This window comes from Roseateles sp. P5_B10 (assembly GCF_056400485.1).
Genome location: NZ_JBFULE010001811.1, coordinates 1 through 503, shown reverse-complemented (window position 1 = coordinate 503; position 503 = coordinate 1). Strand labels below are relative to the sequence as shown.

The following is a 503-nucleotide window of genomic DNA, read 5'->3' as shown; positions in this document are numbered from 1 at the left end:
TCTGATTGCAGGCCTTGCTTGGGGCGGCGGCATCGTCGCCGTGGCGTTGGGCATGACCTGGGCGCGCAAGCTGGGCTATGCGGACGGCGAAAACGTCACCCGGGTGGTCATCGCCATGAACGGGCTCATGATTGCCTGGTATGGCAACCGCATGCCCAAGCGCTTCTTCCCGAGCGAACTGGCCCGCAAGGTCAACCGGCTTGGGGGCTGGTCCATCACGATCAGCGGGCTTGTCTATGTGGCGCTGTGGGCCTTCGCTCCGATCCCCGTGGCAGTCGCCGCGGGTTCCGCCTCAGTCCTGGCGGGGGTGGCTGTGCCGCTGGTCTATTGCCTGTCGCAGCGGGACAAGTTCAAGAGCGCGACGTGAGCGGGGTGATCTGCCTGCAAGCGCACTCGAACCCACGCCTCAGCCCACCGTCCGATGGCTCACCTCCACCAGGATCCCGCCGGGCGCGTGGCAATAGAACATCAGGCTGCCGCGCATCACGCGCGGAGGCTGCGCG

1 protein-coding gene is annotated in these 503 nt (G+C 66.8%); it reads left to right on the top strand.

Going from position 1 to position 503, the window contains the following annotated elements; genetic code table 11:
• The coding region (locus tag AC1DU6_RS36035) for a hypothetical protein (protein ID WP_477863486.1) at positions 1–367 on the top strand (367 nt) is incomplete at its 5' end.
• Between the last annotated feature and the right edge of the window lie 136 nt (positions 368–503).